Annotated in this window: 22 protein-coding genes; 10 read left to right on the top strand and 12 right to left on the bottom strand. The window is 44.8% G+C overall.

Annotation, left to right across the window (positions count from 1 at the left end):
- Positions 1–33: 33 nt before the first annotated feature.
- From ACX5J7_RS02160 to ACX5J7_RS02180, 5 genes are all read left to right on the top strand, one after another.
- Complete coding sequence (locus tag ACX5J7_RS02160; protein WP_474371852.1) at positions 34–831, top strand: HAD family acid phosphatase; 798 nt, start codon at positions 34–36, stop codon at positions 829–831.
- Positions 832–1,078: 247 nt separating this feature from the next.
- A complete protein-coding gene (locus ACX5J7_RS02165) occupies positions 1,079–1,765 on the top strand; it encodes a GGDEF domain-containing protein (protein WP_498705931.1) in 687 nt (228 codons plus the stop codon).
- Positions 1,766–2,565: 800 nt separating this feature from the next.
- Positions 2,566–3,786 carry an MFS transporter gene (locus tag ACX5J7_RS02170; protein WP_024017165.1) on the top strand — a complete coding sequence of 407 codons (1,221 nt, stop codon included), beginning with the start codon at positions 2,566–2,568 and terminating at the stop codon, positions 3,784–3,786.
- Between the two features lie 371 nt (positions 3,787–4,157).
- Positions 4,158–4,931 (top strand): siderophore-interacting protein, encoded by a 774-nt coding sequence (locus tag ACX5J7_RS02175; protein WP_024017166.1) that lies wholly within the window; start codon positions 4,158–4,160, stop codon positions 4,929–4,931.
- 194 nt (positions 4,932–5,125) lie between these two features.
- Positions 5,126–5,317, top strand: coding sequence for a CsbD family protein (locus tag ACX5J7_RS02180; protein WP_012519989.1), 192 nt, complete (start codon positions 5,126–5,128; stop codon positions 5,315–5,317).
- Positions 5,318–5,517: 200 nt separating this feature from the next.
- Here ACX5J7_RS02180 and ACX5J7_RS02185 read toward each other — a convergent pair whose 3' ends face one another.
- From ACX5J7_RS02185 to arfB, 6 genes are all read right to left on the bottom strand, one after another.
- On the bottom strand, positions 5,518–6,039 hold the full coding sequence (locus tag ACX5J7_RS02185) for a CC0125/CC1285 family lipoprotein (RefSeq protein WP_024017167.1): 522 nt from the start codon (positions 6,037–6,039) through the stop codon (positions 5,518–5,520).
- Positions 6,029–7,030: a hypothetical protein gene (locus tag ACX5J7_RS02190; RefSeq protein WP_498705933.1), complete on the bottom strand. Its 1,002-nt coding sequence runs from the start codon at positions 7,028–7,030 to the stop codon at positions 6,029–6,031. The genes ACX5J7_RS02185 and ACX5J7_RS02190 overlap by 11 nt, the downstream gene beginning before the upstream one ends.
- A 233-nt stretch (positions 7,031–7,263) precedes the next feature.
- On the bottom strand, positions 7,264–7,824 hold the full coding sequence (locus tag ACX5J7_RS02195) for a hypothetical protein (protein WP_498705935.1): 561 nt from the start codon (positions 7,822–7,824) through the stop codon (positions 7,264–7,266).
- Between the two features lie 39 nt (positions 7,825–7,863).
- A complete protein-coding gene (locus tag ACX5J7_RS02200) occupies positions 7,864–8,052 on the bottom strand; it encodes a hypothetical protein (protein ID WP_498705937.1) in 189 nt (62 codons plus the stop codon).
- A gap of 125 nt (positions 8,053–8,177) precedes the next feature.
- The gene (locus ACX5J7_RS02205; protein ID WP_015068393.1) at positions 8,178–8,855 is read right to left on the bottom strand and encodes a hypothetical protein; all 678 of its coding nucleotides are present in this window, start codon (positions 8,853–8,855) and stop codon (positions 8,178–8,180) included.
- A gap of 126 nt (positions 8,856–8,981) precedes the next feature.
- Positions 8,982–9,398: an alternative ribosome rescue aminoacyl-tRNA hydrolase ArfB gene (arfB, locus tag ACX5J7_RS02210; protein ID WP_020744495.1), complete on the bottom strand. Its 417-nt coding sequence runs from the start codon at positions 9,396–9,398 to the stop codon at positions 8,982–8,984.
- A 144-nt stretch (positions 9,399–9,542) separates the two neighbouring features.
- Between arfB and ACX5J7_RS02215 the strand changes: the two genes are divergently transcribed.
- Positions 9,543–10,475 (top strand): alpha/beta fold hydrolase, encoded by a 933-nt coding sequence (locus ACX5J7_RS02215; protein WP_498705940.1) that lies wholly within the window; start codon positions 9,543–9,545, stop codon positions 10,473–10,475.
- A 17-nt stretch (positions 10,476–10,492) separates the two neighbouring features.
- On the opposite strand, the gene ACX5J7_RS02220 is transcribed toward ACX5J7_RS02215, so the two are convergent.
- The 3 genes from ACX5J7_RS02220 to ACX5J7_RS02230 form a co-directional block, all read right to left on the bottom strand.
- Positions 10,493–10,927 (bottom strand): hypothetical protein, encoded by a 435-nt coding sequence (locus ACX5J7_RS02220; protein ID WP_020744497.1) that lies wholly within the window; start codon positions 10,925–10,927, stop codon positions 10,493–10,495.
- A 242-nt stretch (positions 10,928–11,169) separates the two neighbouring features.
- Positions 11,170–11,733, bottom strand: coding sequence for a CBS domain-containing protein (locus ACX5J7_RS02225; protein WP_015068397.1), 564 nt, complete (start codon positions 11,731–11,733; stop codon positions 11,170–11,172).
- Between the two features lie 44 nt (positions 11,734–11,777).
- Entirely contained in the window at positions 11,778–12,101 is a 324-nt protein-coding gene (locus ACX5J7_RS02230; RefSeq protein ID WP_020744498.1) for a hypothetical protein, read from the bottom strand.
- A gap of 274 nt (positions 12,102–12,375) precedes the next feature.
- On the opposite strand from ACX5J7_RS02230, the gene ACX5J7_RS02235 reads away from it, so the two are divergent.
- Both ACX5J7_RS02235 and ACX5J7_RS02240 read left to right on the top strand, forming a co-directional pair.
- Positions 12,376–12,903, top strand: a complete 528-nt coding sequence (locus tag ACX5J7_RS02235; protein ID WP_043959934.1) for a cytochrome b — start codon at positions 12,376–12,378, stop codon at positions 12,901–12,903.
- Between the two features lie 23 nt (positions 12,904–12,926).
- Entirely contained in the window at positions 12,927–13,493 is a 567-nt protein-coding gene (locus tag ACX5J7_RS02240) for a YceI family protein (RefSeq protein WP_012519999.1), read from the top strand.
- 66 nt (positions 13,494–13,559) lie between these two features.
- Here ACX5J7_RS02240 and ACX5J7_RS02245 read toward each other — a convergent pair whose 3' ends face one another.
- Positions 13,560–14,852 (bottom strand): NAD(P)/FAD-dependent oxidoreductase, encoded by a 1,293-nt coding sequence (locus ACX5J7_RS02245; RefSeq protein WP_020744501.1) that lies wholly within the window; start codon positions 14,850–14,852, stop codon positions 13,560–13,562.
- A 180-nt stretch (positions 14,853–15,032) separates the two neighbouring features.
- The gene (locus ACX5J7_RS02250) at positions 15,033–16,919 is read right to left on the bottom strand and encodes a TonB-dependent receptor (RefSeq protein WP_498705949.1); all 1,887 of its coding nucleotides are present in this window, start codon (positions 16,917–16,919) and stop codon (positions 15,033–15,035) included.
- A gap of 279 nt (positions 16,920–17,198) precedes the next feature.
- Here ACX5J7_RS02250 and ACX5J7_RS02255 point away from each other — a divergent pair, with 279 nt between their 5' ends.
- Positions 17,199–17,642 (top strand): DUF2721 domain-containing protein, encoded by a 444-nt coding sequence (locus ACX5J7_RS02255; protein WP_012520003.1) that lies wholly within the window; start codon positions 17,199–17,201, stop codon positions 17,640–17,642.
- A 208-nt stretch (positions 17,643–17,850) separates the two neighbouring features.
- Positions 17,851–18,735 (top strand): LysR family transcriptional regulator, encoded by an 885-nt coding sequence (locus tag ACX5J7_RS02260; RefSeq protein ID WP_020744503.1) that lies wholly within the window; start codon positions 17,851–17,853, stop codon positions 18,733–18,735.
- A 126-nt stretch (positions 18,736–18,861) separates the two neighbouring features.
- Here ACX5J7_RS02260 and ACX5J7_RS02265 read toward each other — a convergent pair whose 3' ends face one another.
- The gene (locus ACX5J7_RS02265; protein WP_015068403.1) at positions 18,862–20,217 is read right to left on the bottom strand and encodes an OmpP1/FadL family transporter; all 1,356 of its coding nucleotides are present in this window, start codon (positions 20,215–20,217) and stop codon (positions 18,862–18,864) included.
- Between the last annotated feature and the right edge of the window lie 78 nt (positions 20,218–20,295).

Raw genomic sequence — 20,295 nt, forward strand, 5'->3', positions numbered from 1 at the left:
TAGGCAGAAGAAACGATAAAAGGAAAATAACCATTGTTATCTTTAGACAAACTCTCTGATATCAGTAAAGCAGTGTGCATCAGCGCTGCAGTATCAGCTATCGCGGCGTGCTCGTCTACAGCATCAACCCCGCTTGCTGGTGAAAAAGCGCATACCCTTTCAAACGCCGTGGTTTATCAGACTAGCAGCAAAGAGTACCCTGTTCTTTCAAGCTTTGTGTATAACCAAGCTATTGCAGCGCTTCCTACGCGTTTTGAGAATGGCGACGTTGTAGTCATGGATGTTGATGAAACCGTACTAGACAACAGCACCTACCAAAAAGAACGGGAAAGTGCCGGCTTGGGGTATTCTTCAAAAAGCTGGGCTGATTGGGTAAAACGTGAAGAAGCAACATTGGTTCCTGGTGTCGCTGATTTTATCGACGAGGTTATTCAGCGAAATGGCAAGGTTGCGCTTATTACGAATCGTAACAAGCAGCTTGATAACCACACGTGGAATAACCTCTTGGCGCATGGTTTGCCGCTTACCGTCAGCAATACGTGTGTTGTCGGCCGAACTGCTGAAGACAAAGAAGCGGTGGGCCAAGAAGGTATGGTTAATGACAAAGACTTGCGAAGAATGCAGCTCACCCAAGGCAAGATCACTTGTTCAAATACGTCGACAGACACGGCATCAACCTGGGCAGCGCCTCACACTATTATCATGCAAATTGGCGACAACATTGAAGACGTGGGCGGCGTAACCCAAGAGTCTGCCAATGTTGAGACGCTCATGCCTCGGGTGGGCACAGAGATTTTCATTCTTCCCAACCCAATGTACGGCTCTTGGTAACAACACCAGAAATAGCGAGTCAGCGGATTCTCATTCGCTGACTTTCAAGATACGCTCTACGTGCTTTACGCAATGTACGGCTAAGAGAATAATGTTGTGGCGTTTATGTTAAACACCTTGATACGTCTACCACCGCTGGCTGAATAGTCACCTTATACAAAATGAGTTTTTATAAATTCTTTCTAACGCGCAAAAATGACCTATAGTTGTTATTGAAGAAAGATACATGCTAAAGGATTGCGTACCGATGACGAAGTTTAGGCTACTTATCAAACTATTGATTGTAGCTATTTTTATATCAAGTCCATCAACCCTTGCATTGCCATCACTCAATTCAGCGCCTAATGACGATGTCATTGCAGGCATAAAGGCACTGCATCGCGCGCCAGAGAAAGAAATGGCGCGTTTAAAGTTACTCCTCGCTTCACAGCAGCCGAGCCCCAAACGCCATGAATGGAATTATTTATATGCCTTAGGAAAGCGTATGCGCTATCAAAGAAAGTTGGAGAAAATCGCCACCACGGATTCATTAACTCGCTTGTTCAACAGGGGTAAGACGATAGAGCTACTTGAAGCTCGTATGAATGAATTACCGCATAAAAGCAATAAATGCGCAGTGGCAATGTTAGATATCGACCTTTTTAAAACTATTAATGATAAGTATGGCCATTGTGTGGGCGACGATGCGCTAAAACTCTTCGCTGCTACAGCAAAGCAAAACTTCTCGGCGAGTGTTGATATGGGACGGCTAGGTGGCGAAGAGTTTCTTTTTATCTTTCAAGGTGTCGATGTAAGCGAGACCGTTAAGCATCTTGAAACCTTCAGTCAATCACTGAAAGACGCTTCTATTAAAGCACTAGGTTGGAAATCAAACTCACTTTTTCAGCGGGTGTCTTATTACTTACAGAAGCGCAAAGCATTTCTTCTGTTTTAGAGAAAACCGACGGCGCGCTTTACGAAGCTAAAGAAACCGGTAGAGACAAAATAGTCGTATTTACCTGTTTGTAATTTCATACAACCTGATGTGAAAAAAATACACTGTCATTTGCGTTCTCGTGACCTTCACTCAGCTCACACTTCCCACCCTACGCAAAAAAACTTTTAAAAACAAAATATTAAACAATTTTAATCCTAATCTAGTTATTTGGCACAGATCACGCATACATTAGACTAACGGATAATGATAGAGCGCAGCTTGTAGCCAGGAAGGCTTTAGCGACGGAGAGGCCAAACTGCGTAAGTGAAAAAATACTGAAGGTGACGACATAGGAAGTGCATGGAATGGTCGCCAAGGATAAACGGAAACGTCAGTATTATAGCTTTAGGATGACTGTTGAAGGTTCGTTATTTGCTGGTCGATGATGAGGTTAGGTAAAAGAAAACCTAGATAAACTCGCAGGATGCATCGCACTTGTTTCATAGGGATTGCAAACAAGTTCAGGAGTACCTACATCGTAAGCACTGACAGTGATGTCTCGTGCAGCAAGGGATTGTTGACCCTATTTGGATTTGTTGAAATACATGTGTGTTGTTTCGGCAGAACCATAGTGAGGACACTGGTAATGTCGTCGACGTTATTAGTGAGTTGTCACTCGACGACTACCCTCTCCCCTCAAAGGCCCATCCCGGCCTTTACATACCTCTGATTTTGGCCCGCCTTTGGCGGGCATTTTTTTTATCTGTACTTATGATAGAATACTCGGGTTCTATAGCCTTATTTTAAGAGCCGATAGCGTGCCACTGCCACCGTCTTCCACCCTTGTTTTTAAAGTGCTTTTTTGCGCCTTACTTGCCACGTCTGTGGGGCAAAGCGTTATGCTTACCACCCTGCCATCTATGGGCCGTGAAGCAAATCTTACTGAATTTCACATCGCAACGATTATGTCGAGTTCAGCATTTATTTTCGCCTTTGGTACCAATGTATGGAGCAAAGTGTCCAAAAGAGCAGGGTTTAAGCGTATTCTTATGGTAGGCCTTACCGGCTATAGCTTAGGTACGTTTGCATTCGCAAGCGCTTGGATGGCAGGGTTTTCAGGGTTAATAAGCGGCACTAACTTATTTCTTGCCTTGTTGATAAGTCGCAGCATGCAATCAACTATTATGTCTGCCACGCCCCCTTCGGCGGTGGGCTATGCCATAGCAATAAGCACACCCGAAACACGTGTGAGCGCCATCAGTAAGGTTACCTCCGCAAGTAACGTAGGCCAAATAATCGGCCCCGCTTACGCTGGACTGCTGGTGAGTTTTGGCCTACTCGCCCCCTTATACAGTATCGTGCTGTTAACGCTGTTAGCACTGACGCTTGTTTATTTTAAGCTCCCCGACCTTCCGCCCTTAGGTGCACAAAAGACATCTGCTGATCTGAAACGCGATGAAGAAGCAAAAACTATCGTTCCGTATATATTTGTGGCGGCGTGTATTTGTGTGTTTTGCGCCATGGCAATGATGCAACAGTCCCTGGGGTTCTTCTTCATTGATTACTATCATTTTACCCCTGTAGATGCAGCCCAACAGGTTGGCTTTGCTATGATGGTGAGTGCTGCTACTTCACTTACCGTGCAATTTGGATGGGTACAAAAAGGGCGAATAAGTAAAGAAACCATGATTACCCTTGCCTTACCTTTACTAGCTCTTGCTTATTTACTTCTATTTCTACAACATTCACTGACTATTTTGTACTTGGCTATGGCTCTGATGGGCTTAGGTATGGGTATGGCCTATCCGTCACTTGCCGCTGCGGCAACCACCTTTTGTGCGCCCGGACAACAAGCTAGGATCACGGGTCTGATTACGGCAACGACCGCCATGGGCTATATCGTAGGGCCTCCGTTCGCCGCATTTATCTACCAAATAAATATCGCTTACCCTTTTGCAGCGGCATCGCTTTTATTAGCGGTAACGGCCTGCATGACTTTCATCACGCTTAGGCACGTCAAACAATCTACTAATAAGTAGTGCAATAGCAAGGGCTTGGCTATACCCATTTGGGGTCCGCTTTTTTTACAAATACGAAAGGTATTTATTTTTTTTACCTTTTATTTTTAATTAAGCGGAACCTTTTGTGATTTAGGCTATCTTATCTTATACATGAAGTCGTTGAGTGTGCGTCTTTGTGGTGTGTAAATGTGTTTTCCAAGTTATGTTGTGGTTTTTTAAGGGGCTTCATGCCCCTTTTTCTTTGTCTCGAGTTTACTCCCAAGCCTATTAGTATTTCCTTCTATCAATCGATAAACCCGAATTTAATATTCTTTTTCGTTCCACCTTTAGATATGGTAATGAGAATCATTAACAAATAAAATAACTTTTCTAGTTTAAAGGAGAAGTGAATGGCTAAACCGCAACCACGTCAAGCTACAGTGACCAAATCTGTTCGTATAACCCCCACTATGCAGCGGGTTTATTTAAGTGGTGACGACTTACGCACCTTTCCCTCTGTATCAGCGGGCGCGTATGTAAAGCTTATGTTTGATCTTAACGGGAACCCGTTACCGCACCCTACAGAAATGAGTAAAGTTGCCATGCGTACTTACACCGTTGCCAGCTTTGACGCGACAAAACCAGAAATGGTAATTGATATGGTTATGCATGCCGACAATGGTATTACTGGCCCCGCCTCAGCATGGGCTGTTTCAACCCAGCCTGGAGATACCATTACGTTGGCAGGCCCTGGCACTAGCAAAGGCCTAAACGACCACTATGACTGGGTTTTACTCGCCGGCGATATGACCGCACTGCCAAGTATTCGAAACCACCTTGCCGAACTTCCATCAAACGCAAAAGGGTACGCCGTCATTCAAATTGAAGATGAAAACGATAAGGTTGCGCTAAGTAAACCTGAAGGCGTCTTTGTAATATGGGAACATACCCAATCACTCCCAATGTGTCTTGCAGAGCTCGATTGGCTAGACGGCACGCCAAGCATATGGGTAGCATGCGAGTTTTCAGATATGAGGGCAATAAGAACCTGGCTCAAAGATGATAAGGAAGTGGCTCATGAGCATATCTATATTAGTAGCTATTGGAAAAAAGGGCGCAGTGAAGATCAGCATAAGATAGATAAAAAGCAGGATAGTGACGCTTTTGCCAAGACATTAAACTAGTCTCGCCCCATGTAGGGTTTGCAATGCGTTGTAAATCCTGCATAAAACCACCTAAGCTTCCGCCCTTAAATTTATTAAAAATCTTTATATTTCAGAAGCCTACACATTGGAATATGACTTGCTACAGTTAAAGTAACTGGCCGGTTTTCTATGACCAGTTTTTTAGCCAATTGTTTAGATAAGGAGAGCACGTTATGAACAATGATCGTATTGAAGGTAATTGGAAAGAAATGAAAGGTAAGGTGCAACAGAAATGGGGCAAGCTTACCGATGATGACCTAGATGTTATTGACGGTCGCCGTGAAGAACTAGTAGGTAAAATTCAGCAAGAATACGGTAAAAGCCGTGATGAAGCTGAGAAAGAAGTGGATGCATATTTCAATTAATTGCCTCACCTACGCTTAAACTTTTAGCAAGAGGAGCTTCGACTATTCGCTGCCCGATATATAGGGTAAGTAAAGGGAGCTAGAAATAAGCTAAAATTAGAAAGGGCCGCAACATGAATATTGTGGCCCTTTTTACTGCCTATCGTTCGCGCATATTAAGAAGGGGGCAAGCCCGCTTCTTTTTAACGCTAACCTTTTGCTTACTCTTCTGTTTTCGGCTGTAGGTTATCGCGGACTTCCCTAGCGTCAAAACTCGTTGCCGATGACGGGCGGGTGCCTTTGCCTAATTCAATACTCAAAATACTTTCGATTTCACTTTTTTGTGAACCACCCACAAATACTCCAGTTTCAAATTGCGTAGTAGGGTGATACGAGGTACGACACGTTAGTACGCCACAATCTGTAACTCTTGCGTAACGCTGACTAAAACCTGCCGTGGGCGTAGTTTGCACGGTCTCTTTATCTACGAGGGTTTCCCGATCAGTCACTACAAACCAGTCGTAGCCCTCTAATAGAGTAACTTCGGCAGCGCGCAGCATAGCGTAATCCATCGCTTTACCCTTGTCTGACCCTTTCGCTTTAAAGTGCACGCGATATTGCGTATCGCTGAGTTTACTTTCTGTATACCCAAAACCACCTTTCTGGGCCTGCCTGTAATCAGGCTGATTCGCACACCCAGCCATGACTAATACCGCAAGTACGAACATAATTTTAGTTTTCATCATCTACTCCTTTGGCCTTTTTAGATTGCCAAGTTGCTTCAATTGCGTCTTTTTCTTGCTCTCGGTTTAATGGCGCAGAGGCCATCATTTTATCTAACTCATCTTCCATTAACTTTGCGCTTGAGGCTGTTTGATATTGCCCGTCATACTCACCACGCGAGTCCAATTTGCTAGCGGTAAGCTGCACAAAGTCTTGACCTTCAAAAAAGTAGAAAAGGTCGCTTCGCAAAGACACAGCATCGCTGTCGCGGATAGGCGCGTCTTCCGGCGGGTTATCAAACTGCTTGTCGATAAGGTCTGTACTTAGTCGAAGGTAGGTGTTTTGCCCAAATAGTTTGCCTGCTGACAGCCCATATTGTTGATAGGTTAGAAAATCATTACCGTCTAGTTTGGCATTGGCGTGGTAATAGTGAGCACCGAGTTTGGCAAAGTCAAAAGCGTAGCTGGTATTTGCTGATAACGTAGTCAGCCCAAGATCAAACTCACTCAGTGTTTGGTAGTTCGTATTCGCTTGACTCACAGACAGTACGCTTTGCCACTTAGACGTTGGCTTTACAGTAAGCGTTAACTGCGCTTCAGTTTGCAGCGCTTCATCAGCCACATCTGAATTAGTATCAAGCTCACTGACACTCACGTTGCTATCGTGACGGTAGCCCACGTAGCCTGACGCTGTCAGTGATACTGCTTTGTGCTTGTTGGTATTATTTACCGCTTTTTTATCTGTGTCGCTCGCGGCGTGATTTCCGGTATCGCTCGCGGCACGATTTCCGATATCGCTCGCGGCACGATTTCCGGTATCGCCCGCGGCGCTTTCAGCAACTCGCAGCTCCTCATCCTTTTCTTCAGCATAAATCACGGTGGCGTAGGCTGTGCTGCAGCATAAAGCAACCGCTGTTGCGATAAAGGAGACTCGCTTTTGCATTGTGCTATTTGTGTGTGAGCCAAGCGTTGGTTTATTGATGTGTGTGCATTGGGCAGATTGGTTTTTCATCGTCATTACCTACAACAAATAAATATTAATGTTCTATGGGAGCTGATTTTGGTGATGTAGTAGACCTAAGGTGAAACATGAGTGGAATAGGCTTGGCATCACTTGAGTGACAACGCAAAAGAGCGAATCGTTGCGTAGCCCCTACGAAGCTGCGGCTTGCGTCAATACCTTTGCAAGCCGCATTGAGGTTACTCAAGTCTTTCCTTTAGGTGAACCGTTGTGGTTATCCCGTACTAAAGACCAAGCGCCCCTGAGATGCTTGACGCAACGTTCTCATTAACCGTTGTAGTCACCGCGTCTTCAACCGTAGTAGATACCGTTTGCTCGACGGTGCTTGATACTGCCCCTTCAACTGAGCCAGCCACCGTACTTTGAACGGTATCCGCAACGGTTCCTTGTGCGGTGCTTGATACTGCCCCTTCAACTGAGCCAGCTACCGTACTTTGAACGGTATCCGCAACGGTTCCTTGTGCGGTGCCCGCTAATGCACCATTAACGTTAGAAGATAGCGCGTTAGATGCAGCGCCACTTGCATTTAGCGTTGAAAGTGAGCCAGAGACACTGTTTGTAAGCATTCCTGACGCAGCGGCTGCCGTCGATGTTGCAGAATTAGTTGCCGTTGATAATGTCCCGTTTAGCGCGGTTTCAGCCGTTGCTGTTACGCTAGATGCGGTTTCAGTAGACAGCGACTGTGCGCCATTGGCTAACAGGCTGGCGTTCGACGATGAAGCTTGTGCAGCCTCTTGTGTGGTGTTATCGGCCTCTTCTTGCTCAGACGGTGCTTCATTTTCCATAGTAGCGGTTGTGGCTTGCCCATTAGCATTAGCTGAGCCCTACGCTGATACGTTATTTTGCGTAGAGGCCTGATTACTCGTTTCATCACTTGAGTTTGTAGCTAGTGATAAAGAGGTAGAGCTTGATGCATTAACTGAGGCATTCGAAGAAATTTCGGCTTCTTGAGCCATCACTGACGTTGATGCAATACCTAAAGCAAGTGCAATTGCTGTATTTAACTTTTTCATCCGTTTATCTCCGTTTTTTCATAAAGGACACTGAGATAACGAATGAAGAAAAGGCTTTATTCCGCAGTTTAGAATTTTTTTTAGAAATAATAAAAAAAGCCCTGTAAAAACAGGGCTTTCAAAATTTATTTTTCTGCAGCAGTCATGCTCTTTTCCCACCAAGGAAGTGAGAAATCAATATTGTCTGGGTCGTAAGTTTTGGCGTATTTCATTTTAACTGAGCTCCAAAACGCTGCTTTGAATACCGGATCATAGATAACAAACTCACCCTTTTCGCGGTATTGCTCAAACAATTGTTGGTATGCGCCCACCGGCGTTAACGGGTTATCTTGCTGAAAAACCACGTCGCCACCATACGCCTCGTACAAGGCTTTAGAAACTTTCCAACTTTTCGCCATACCGTGGGCCATAGCTAGACGATAGCGCTCAAGCTCTTCACCTAAAAACTCACTATTGCCGTCCAGATCCACTGTCCACAGCTTAATTACCGAGTACGCTGACTGCACCTCGCCTTCATTTGGCTCTATGGCATTTTTGTCTGCAAAGTCAGCCAACACTGATTCTGTAATTTTATTACCAAGGGCACGCTGAGTTAAAATGGTGCGTACTTCTTTTTCAGACTTATCAGTAAGAATAGATTGAAAACGATCTACATCAGCTTGCGATGGTTGCAACTCGGTATTGGATATGGATTTATTGAACAAACGAGCGATGATCTCGTTTGCAGCTTGCGGTGTGTTAATCCCAAGCGAAATGACTATGGCAGCAAATAGCACCATAGGAATAACGTTCGAACGCGTCACTTTGTATGCTTCCCTAAGTTCCAATATTTAGCATGAACACAAGACACATTCATTTATTGTTTTAAGAATTTTCCGTTGTCTTGCGAAATGACCTTTTTTGAGCCTCATACTTTAGATTAGTTTTGACTAAAATTCCACTTTCTTACGCATTGATTTTTTTGCGCCCTGTTGTTTTTTTACATCAACCCGACGTGCTTTTGCCGCACGGCTTACCTTAGTTTTTATACGCGGTTTTTGTTCAATCGTCGCTGCTTTTATCCATTCCACTAAGCGCGCTAAAGCATCCTCTCTGTTTTGCTCTTGGGTACGATAATTCTGTGCTTTCAACACAAAAACACCTTCATTAGTCACCCTTTTATCTTTCGCTTGAAGCAGCTTTTCTTTCAATCTTTCGGGCAAAGAAGAGGCATGGATATCAAACCGCAAATGAATGGCGCTACTTACTTTGTTGACATTCTGCCCACCACTCCCTTGCGCACGAATAGCCTGCAGATCAGCTTCGCTCTCATCTATCGCAATAGTGCGGCTAATTCTTAATTCCATCTTGGTTCCTAAAATTTTGCTGTCTTTACACGCTTTGCATTAACCCGCTGTTGTTGGGGTTATCGCGCTCTATCACTATGGCTGACTTGACGCCCTTTGCGTTAGCCGCTAGGTTAAATTTCACTCTATTATGGGACATACATCATGATTGTTGCACTACTTGTTTTCATTTGTATCCTTGCGGGCCTTATTTGGTTTACTGCCAAAATGGATGGCAATATTGAATCTGCATTTACACCCGCAGGAAAACTAACGCCAGTGTCCGGCGGAATTATACACTGGCAGAAACAAGGAAGCGGCCCGTCTCTTTTGCTTATACACGGCTTACTCGGCAATAGTAACAACTTTAACGAATTGGCAAAAACCCTTGCTGACCGTTATACGGTTTACAGTATTGACCGGCCTGGTAGCGGGTTTTCAAGCCGTTATAAGGGGACGTCGGCAAGCTTCGCTCAACAAAGTAAAATGATTTTAGAGTGGATGGACAAGGAAGGAATTGAATGTGTAAGCGTAGCAGGGCATTCAATGGGAGGGGGTGTTGCCCTGCGAATGGCCATCGATGCGCCAAGTAAGATTACTTCGGTTTCACTACTTTGCCCACTTACTACACCATTAAAAGGGGGCGCAGGCCCTTTGTCAGTGCTTTACATTCCTAATGAATTTGTACGCAGTAGCGTAGCAAAAACTATTGCCAGCCCACTTAGGGCTAGATTAGGCCGTAAACAGGTAGCGCAAATATTCCACCCCGAGTCCGTTCCCGCTTCATTCTCTGTAGAAGGCGGCGGTTTGCTAGCGCTTCATTCGCGTAGCTTTTACGAAGGAAGTAGAGATACGGTGTCAGCACAGGGGAGCTTGTATAAACAACAGACAAGATATCGCGAAATTCAATGCCCCGTAGGCGTTTTATATGGCGAAAAAGATACGATTTTAAAACCCAGTGAGCACATTAATGCGGTGACGGACGCTATCGACGCAGCAGAGTATCAGATACTCCCTAATGCTGGGCACATGATCCCCGTAACCCAAGTACAGGCTTGTGCCGACTTTATCTGTGCTATCGACGCTAAGGCCCGATAAACGGCCTGCTTATGGGGTTAGTGAATGGTAGAACCTGCTCTGGTTTCGCGCTCTTTATATGGAAATTCGACGACTGTAAGTGCGCTTTCTCGGTCTTGTGAAGATTGTTTAAGCGTGCGAAGTTGGTCGGCGACAGACTCAATTCCATCGTACTGCTTACACATATCACACGGTGACATCTCAAAGCTGACATTATAGCTTCTAAACCACACTTTCATTTGCTCACTGTCCCCATCTGACAATGAAATGAGTAAATGATACATACGGATGAACGCGAGCTGCTTTCGGTACTCGGTGGTTCCGCTTTCAAAACCTAGCAGGGTAGTTTGAGCTAGAGATGATGGAGAAATCCCTAGTATTTCAGATGCTTGTTTAACATTTAAGCCCAACTCTTGATACGCCCAAGTAAATGCTTTGGTCACAACACTGGTAGGAAATAGTGATCTCTTCATGGTATTGCCTCGCTTCATCGCATAAGGTTGTACAGTTGATATGAGATAAAGCGAAATGCATACCAACTTGAAGCAATCAAATTCAGTAACAATGAATTCGCCATAAGCATGCTACCTAAAAAACGCTTGTAAACCTCTGCTAAAGATTGGCGTAACCGTGTTACTGGTGGGCATAAACTTTTTTACTGCGCATGCCCAACATGCGCAGTAAAAGTATGGTTCAGTATTAAAAAAAATGAAAATTAAGCGGCGAGGATAGTGATAAGTTCAGCAAATGTTGGTCGCCCTTGAATATCTAGGGGTAAGCGCAACTCTCTGGCAATGTCACTTACACTGATAACACCACGCACTTCATGAGTGTCTCTGTCCATCACCAAGCAATGGTGCTGTCCATAGTCTTTCAATGTTTCAATAACATCGCCTACCGATGAATGGGTCAGTTCAGTAAAGTCAAAAGACATTAGCGACGTTTTAGGGCGCATAAAGTCGTGCACCGTTAACTCTTCGCGTGTCGCTTTAAGTTCACTAATACGCTTTATGATCTGCTGTTCACTGACATCATGACTCGTGACTATACCAATAAATCGGTTGTGGCTATTAACCACCAGCATCATACGCACGTGAGACTGCCGCATAATAGACTCAACTTTGGTCGCCGGAGTACGCGCATCAATCACGTGGGGTAAATGTTGCTTGAAGTCGGTAAATACCGCCATGGCTGATGAATTTACGGTAATGGTGTTTTCAACAACTGGCCATGCCAATGTATCAATTGCTTCGGTTTTATATAGATTTAAGGCGTGCATACCTTCTCTCCTAATCAAAAAGTGATAAAACGGTTTCTTGTTGATTAAGCGTTAGAAGGTGGGCCTCTTATAATATTCGCGCGCTGTTTAACATAGTGCTTTGAATTAGCGATACGCCGTGCAAGTAAGCGGTATTTCTCAATACCATTGATACTATTAAGTGCAGGTACCCCATCATCTATGTCGTCACCTGCGCTCTCATGAACGGTATTTTCCCATTCATTAACAAGCACAGATAACGCCGCTTCACTGGGCGATTGCCCCGCTATATTTCGTACACTCCGCCCTTCTCCTAGAGCGGAGATGGAAACCAGTGATGAAAATAAAGCTGGCAGAATTAACGCCAACAAAACGCGTGATGCGTGCAATACGTAAACCTCAGCGTACTAAAAAATTGATAATGAAACGCCACATTTGTGACTTCCTTTTTAAACTATAAGCGCATTTGCCCCGTTTAACAGGGGTGTTTAGCGCAGTATATCGACCACTAAACGACAGCGCTTTCAATGCTTAATGAGTGTTAAAGGTTTAATCGCCGATGCATCGTTCTAAAAAAAAAGAATAAATGCTTTCATTTTATGCGATTTTTAGTTGGCAAGAATGGCAATAGACTTAATGCAACTTATTACCAATGGAGCGAACATGAATTTTAGGTGGCCGCGACGTATCGTCATTCTTCATTGGGTAAGTGCGTTTATTGTTATCGGTATGTTTGCTTCAGGGTTGTGGATGGTCGACCTCACCTATTACAGCGATTGGTATAAAACCGCCCCACATTGGCACAAGAGCGTTGGCTTACTGTTATTTGCTATCACCGCGCTTCGATTAATGGCGCGCGCAGTAACTTCACGTCCACCATCGTTCGGTAATACTGTTGAGAAAACACTGAGTCACGTTGGACACGCACTTTTATACACGCTGATGATTGCACTGTTTATTAGCGGGTATTTGATTTCGACTGCCGATGGCAGAGCTATTGATGTATTCAATTGGTTTTCTGTGCCTGCATTCGGGGAATTATTCGAGAACCAAGAAGTGATAGCGGGGGATGCTCACTTTTATATTGCATGGTCGCTTATTGTTCTATCAACGATACATGTCATAGCAGCATTAAAGCATCACTTTTTAAGCAAAGACGACACACTGAAGCAGATGTTACGGCTTCGTTGATACTTAAGGAAATAGGAGAAATTATGAAGAAGTTAACACTTGCCTTGGCTGCAGCTTTGTCACTTGGCACTGCTCAGGCCGCAGATTATGTAATTGATAGCAAAGGTGCTCACGCATCTATCAACTTCAAAATTCAGCATTTAGGCTACTCTTGGCTGACCGGGCGCTTTAACGATTTTAAAGGCACCTTTAGTTACGACGACAATGCCCCAACTGCAGCAAAAATCATGGTGACCATTGATACAGACAGTATCGATTCTAACCACGCAGAGCGTGATAAACACCTAAAAAGCGATGACTTTTTAAATACTGATGACTACCCAGAAGCTAAGTTTGTTAGTACAAAAGTGGTCGATAAAGGCGATGGAACGATGGATGTAATGGGTGATTTCACACTGCATGGCGTCACAAAACCTATCACTATTGAAGCGAAAAAAATTGGTGAAGGTAAAGATCCATGGGGCGGTTACCGCGCAGGCTTTATGGGCACAACGACCATTGCACTTAAAGACTATGGTATTGATTATGATCTAGGCCCAGCGTCACAAACCGTTGAGTTAGAGCTTCATGTTGAAGGCGTTGAGCAATAGCGTTTTTTTTTACAAACTCACATTAAAATAAAGCCCCGTCCTCGGGGCTTTTCTGCTCATGCGCAATTAGTGGAGTTTGAGTTTTGGGCTAATCGCTTGGCTTAACTTTTTCACCAGAAGCTTAAGCGCCCCTTTAACTTTTCCATGTACTGCAAATTGATGCATGTTGTATAACGAAACATAGACCAGTTTTGCAAGACGCCCTTCAATAAACATACTGCTGTTAGATAACGACCCCATTAAGCTACCCACCGTACTGTACTTGCTCAAATGAACTAGCGAGCCGTAGTCTTTATAGGTGAAAACCTTGGTCTCTTTTTGGGTAAATAACGCAGTTATATTATGCCCCACAATATCTGCCATTTGGTGCGCAGACTGGGCGCGTGGCGGAACCCATTTACCGTTTTCTTGCTGGAAACCACAACAGTCGCCTAACACCCAGATATTCTTATTAGTAGAGCTTCGCAATTGCTTGTCGACCAGAATTTGATTGGCGCGATTCGTTTCAAAAAGGTCTAATTGTGTTATGAAGTCTGGCGCTTTAACCCCGGCGGCCCACACCATGAGATCAGCATCAATACGGCCGCCATCTTTGGTAATCAGCCCTTTTGCATCTGCCTCGGCAACCATGGTTTGCTCTTTTATGTCTACACCGAGCTTGTGCAGCGCTTTTCGTGCCGAGTTCGCTATTCGCTCGGGCAAAGCCGGCAAGATACGTTCACCTGCTTCAACAATTGTAATTTTTAAACGGGATGCCGACATCTCTGGCATGCCGTAAGCTTTAGATAAGTTTGCCACATGGTGAAGTTGAGCCGCCAGCTCAGTGCCGGTTGCCCCTGCGCCGACAATAGCAACCTCAAATCTTGCGTCTTTATCTTCTTGTTGGTTAATACGAATAAGCTGGTTAAGCAAGGCACGATGAAAACGTTCTGCCTGCTTCAACGAGTCGAGAAAATAACAATGCTCTGCCACCCCCGGTGTGCCAAAGTCATTACTTACGCTACCAATAGCCAATACTAACTGGTCATAGTGAACTTCCCGCTCGGGCAAAACCTGGGTTCCCTCTTCATCAACTAATGGTGCTAAGGAAATGGTTTGTGCGTCTGCGTTTAAGGAACACATCTCACCTAACTGAAAGCGATAGTGATGGGCCGCAGCGTGAATAGCGTAATCCACACCGTCTGAATGTTTATCTATGACACCCGCTGCCACTTCATGAAGTAGGGGCTTCCATATATGGGTTCGACTGCGGTCGACAAGGGTAATTTCAGCTTGTTTCTTTCTCCCGAGGGTGCGGCTTAAGCGACTGGCTAATTCAAGACCACCAGCACCGCCACCAACTATTACTATTTTTTGCATGGGTATACCTATTAACAATCATTCCACGTATATCACCTGCTAGAAGGGCTATACGTGGCATGACTGCACCCACGCTGACCTCTACAGACTACGCCTGAAGCAAATGCCCTACAAGCGAATCGCGGCGATAGTCTGCATTTTCGAGATTAATAGTGACCTATAACATGCACTTATTTTAATTTACAGTGCGAAAGTAGCGCTTAGCATGAAGTTTCGAGGGCGACCAGGGAAGTAACGAGGGCCTGTAAAACTAGTAAAGTCTGCACGCTCAGCGTACTTGGTATCGAATACGTTGTTGATACGTGCGTGAAGCGTAATGTCATTATTAACGTTAAAACGCACTCGCGCATGCACTAAGTCATGGCCATCATATTCGTTTAAATTTTCCGCGTCAGTATAGTAGCTTGCCACATGCTGCCATTCTATTTGCGCCTGAATATTCCTTGTGACGTCATAGTTTAAGCGGGTGTTTAACTGCACCTTGGGCGCGGTATCCATATCGTTGCCTTTAATATCTAGCTCACCAGTGATTTGGCTGTGCTCATAGGTATGCCTTGCGTAAGTACCGGCGAAGTCTACGCGTAAAACATCGCTAATTTCTGTTACTTCTTGAGTCCGCTGTAAACGGTACAATTCAGTGGCTTGTGGCGCACGGTAACCCCGCGCAAGGCCGCCGAATAATTGCGTAGACCCGTTAAGCTGATAGCGCAAAGAAAGCTTAGGGCTAAAACTGTCAAAGTCGTTACTGCTATCGGCTGGGCGAGAATAACGACAACCGCCAAAACCACATTGGGTACCATCTTCTCGCACACGCCCTACGTTCATATTGTTGATGTAGTCGTATTGCATCGATTCAAAGCGCCCGCCTAAAGAAACATCCCATTTTTCGTGTTGCCAGTTTAAAGCGAAAAACGGCGCAATTAACACTGCATCTACATCGTAATCGTAGTGCTTACCAGACGGTATGGTTTCAACTAAAAAAGCAGAACCTTCGGTAGCGCCTTGTTGAGACTGCACTAACTCGCCTTCGGTGTATTCGGCATCTATGCCTATATCTAAGGAAACGTAATCGTTAACGATATAATTAAACTGCGACAGCACCCCTACGCCCTTCTGTGCGTTTTCTTCAAGGGGTTTGCCAGGTAGAAAGTGCATGCGAAAACGCATATCTTGATTGCGTAGGTAAGGGGTAATTGATAATCCATGCCCACCATCAAAGGACGTGTTGAACTTACTCCATATCCTTAAGCTTTTTGCATTGCGAAACGCTTCGGGGTTTGGGTTACTTCTGGCAAGCTCGGTACTTTTATAGCTTTCAAAACCTTCTATATAACCTGCCGTTTCTTGGTCTAAGTGTGTATAGGTTAGGCCGCTGGTTATCACCGTGCTGTCCCACTCAATACGGTGGCGCAACGAGACTTTTTCTTGGTCGACACCTTCGTCATTTCGATAGCCAGTGTCACGGGTTAAGCTTGCAGCAATACCCACGCCACTGCTGCCAAAGTCTTTGCCTTGTTGAAGTTTAGCGCGGTGAAAACCATATGAGCCGTAATCCAAAGCGAGCTGACCAGTGCCTTGCGTAGTGTCTGGTGTAATCACGTTGATAACCCCGTGGATAGCATTAGAGCCATACAATGCAGACGCAGGGCCTTTAATTACATCGATACGCTCTGCAACCTCGCCATGCGCTTCAAACAGCTCATTAATGTTGCAAAAGCCGGCAGCGCGCAATGGTATGCCGTCTTCAGCGGCCAGTATGCCGCCGCATGCCCCTGCACCTGTGAGAACCGGTGAGCGCAACGCAGGCAAATACTCCTGTCCATTTCCTCTTTGAACACCGGCGCCCGCAATGTAATTAAGCGACTCTTGTATATGCTGAAAAGAAAGCATTGAGAGCGCTTCTTCTGAAATAGATGATACCGCATAGCCCGTTGCTGTTATCTGGCCTTGAATTCGTGAAGATGTGGTCTCTATTCTTTCTATTTCATTGGCTTCCTGTGCAGCTGCCATTGTCGTTAAAAGCGATGTGGTAAACAAAGACATAGGAAACAAAGAGGGTAAGCGCATTATCTATCCTTATGCAGAAGAAAAAGTGTCGTAACTCAAAGTACTAGTGTACCGCTAATTGAGACTTAGATGGGTTCAAAACCGCTAAACTCATGTAAGTTGCTACATATCATTTCGTTTACCTGCTATAAGCATTGGCTTACACTTTGCTTTGTATTGGCATTAATATACCGACATGACCTATGCAAAAACCGCTACACACCGCTACTTGTGGTGGAAAGCTAGGAATGCATTGAGCCTGAAGTCAGTTTGAATCAGTCTTGTTCGCTGGAGGACCCGTTGGACACACTTATACCTAGCCTTTCACAACTTATTGAATTTGCCGTAGCGCCTGTATTTTTACTTACAGGTATAGCAGGCTTTCTTAATGTGATGTCATCTCGTCTTGGGCGTATATCTGACCGAGTCAGAGTAGCGGAGCGACAAATTCATACGCTGTCAGACCCACACATTGTAGATCGCTCCAAAAAAGAGATAAAAGTGCTGTGGCGCAGGGTAAAGGTGATCAATTGGGCGATTGGGCTATGCGTGGCATCAGGGCTTATGGTGTGCACCGTTATCATGGCGCTTTTTTCAGGGTCACTTTGGGTTGTTGACTTAAAAACCCCAATTATTGTTTTGTTTATACTGGCAATGATGTTTCTAATTAGTGCGCTTGTTGTTTTTCTTGTAGAGGTGAAGCTTGCGACTAACACCATCAATATGGTGCGCACCATTAGATAGCAGGTGTTGGCCTACTGGGTTAATAATTTAATAGGCGGGCAATTTGTACTGTGGGCGCACAAAAAGTAACGGTAAGCATTGTGTAAACGCCTGCTTAAAAACGCCGGTCAACGTGAAAATACGGTAGAATTCATCTATTTAGGCTGCTAATTTGTTACTAATAGAAGGGAACGATACTGCGGCCAATAGAAAGGATTAAACTAGCGCCATGAATACTAAATTACTTCGCTCCCTACAGGTTTTTATTTCGGTTACAGACAGTGGAAGCATGAGTGTCGCAGCCCGAGAACTTCACATGACAGTGTCTGCGATTAGCCAACAGCTGAGAAAGCTAGAGCACGACATCGGTCTTAGCCTTTTCAATCGAAATACGCGAAGCTTGAGCTTAACAGAAGCAGGACGCATCTATTACGAAACCAGTAAACAAATGCTGGAAACCGCAGAGCTAGCACAGCAAAAAATAGAAAGTTTGCAAGATGACCCTACCGGTAAGATAAATATCATTGCCCCTGAAGGGTTTGGCGGCGGTTTACTCAGTGAGCCGCTTAAAAAGCTATGTGAAGAGTTTCCCAAAATTACTATCTCACTTACGGTAACCGACGAACCGAAAGATATTATTGCTTCGAGTGCAGACTTAGTTCTCTGCTTTGCGCCTGTTTCAGATACTAACTTCAGCAGTTTAGAACTTGCTACCTGGAAGCGCATTTTATGCGTATCAGCACGACACCCTCTAGCGAATGAAGCCCTGAGTTCTCCGGCACAGTTAAATAGTCATGCTTATATCACACATCGCCATATTGAAGATTATGTTATGCAACATGATAGCGAAGGTGAATATGAATTGGATACCCAGCGTATAGACGTAAACTCGATGCAGACACTGATTAAGCTAACGCAAGACGGGGTAGGTTACGCGATATTACCAGAACCGGAAGTAAGACACTTACTCAAATCAGGTGAAATGAAGCAGCTTTTCACAGAATGGGAATTGCCTGACTATACCGTTTATGCGGTTACCCCTAAGCGAGAGTTGGTACCCGCCAAAATCAGTGCAGCAATCACTTGCTTGCAAGATTTATTCGCCCAAATATAGACCTGCTAAAAAGGGTCAACGAGTTCTCATTGCCTGCGGTGGACAACACAACACGGAAACAAAAATGGCAGCGTTAAACGCTGCCATTTTTCTATTGTACTTCAGGTGCTCTACCCTAACGGCTAATTAGAAGCGCGTATTAAGCTGAACACTTAGAATGTGTGCAGTAGCTGACTGAGTACCGGTAAAGTTGGTAGTAAAGTCAGTTTCAGGCAGTACATCGCGAATGATGGTTCTGTCTTTATTAATATCTGCTTCGCGGCCATCAATAAATACATACGCAAGGTCAACTGACGTATCTTCGCTTACGGTATAAGTCATACCGCCAGAAACCCAGTGACGGTCAGTATCAGGGATACTAAGTGAGCGGTTCTCAACCGATACCACACCGTCGTCATAAGCATAGCCCGCACGCAAGGTAATTTCATCATTTAAGATGTAAGTTACACCAATAGACGCGCGCCAAGAATCATCGAAGTTTTCCTCTTTAATAAGGAAGTCTACACCGTCTTCAAGGTTAGCTTCTAGCTTTTCGAAAGTGCTCCAGTCGGTGAAAGTAACACTTGCTTGAACAGACCACTGGTCATCAATCTTTTGATCAACAGCAAGTTCTGTAATAGCAGCAAGATTTAAATCAAGGCTACCAGGCTGATTAAGATTTATTGGGAATACCGGCGTTTCAGATGAAACCGCACCGTCTAGTTCCAGTTTGGTTTCTGCACGGTGTGAAAGCGCGATATTTGTCATTTCAGTTGGCTGCCAGAAAATACCCGCGTTCCAACCATAACCCCAGTCGTCGCCTTCCATGCTAAACAACGAGTTTCCAGTAGTAAGGGTAGGTAAGGTGATACCTAGAGCTTCAGCCGTTGGCGCAAGGCCTGCCACAGTACCTGCTAGCGTGTTTGATACACCAGAGCCAATCTCAGCTTCTGCATAAGTGATGTTCAAGCCAAAACCAATCATAAGCTGTTTGTTTACTTTGTAAGAAACAGCCGGGTTTAACGTAACGGTTTTAACCTCAGCAGTATCCGCAAAGTGAAGTGCACCAAAGTCGTCTGAATAGTCTGAACGAAGGCCGTATGTAGTGAATACACCAACACCAGCAGAAACTTCATCGTTAATAGGTGACACATAGAAGAAACCAGGTACAAAGGCTGTATCGGCAATATCGTCTTCTTGCGCGGCGGCGCCACCAACTGGAGTGTCGCCAAGGTTGTAAGTAACCGCACCATTGATGTCTACATTAGGGTCGATAAAGCTTACTGATGCACTGAACTCAGCTTCTTTAAATACACCAATTGCTGCTGGGTTAGTTGCTAAGATAGAGGCGTTCTCTGGTTTAGCTGCTTGACCCGCCATTGCGCGGCCAAGGCCATTTGCACTGTGTTCATTAACTTGGAAACCAGCTGCCAGCGCAGAAGAAGAGGCTAAAGTAGCAAGCGCTAAGCAAACTGAGGCACGTAAAGAAAACTGTTGCTTCATAAGATACTCATTGTAATAGGGGAAAATTGCAGCGGGCATTTTACGGATATGAGTACTTTTGTTCAATGCAAGTAAACG

The organism is Alteromonas infernus (genome assembly GCF_902705815.1).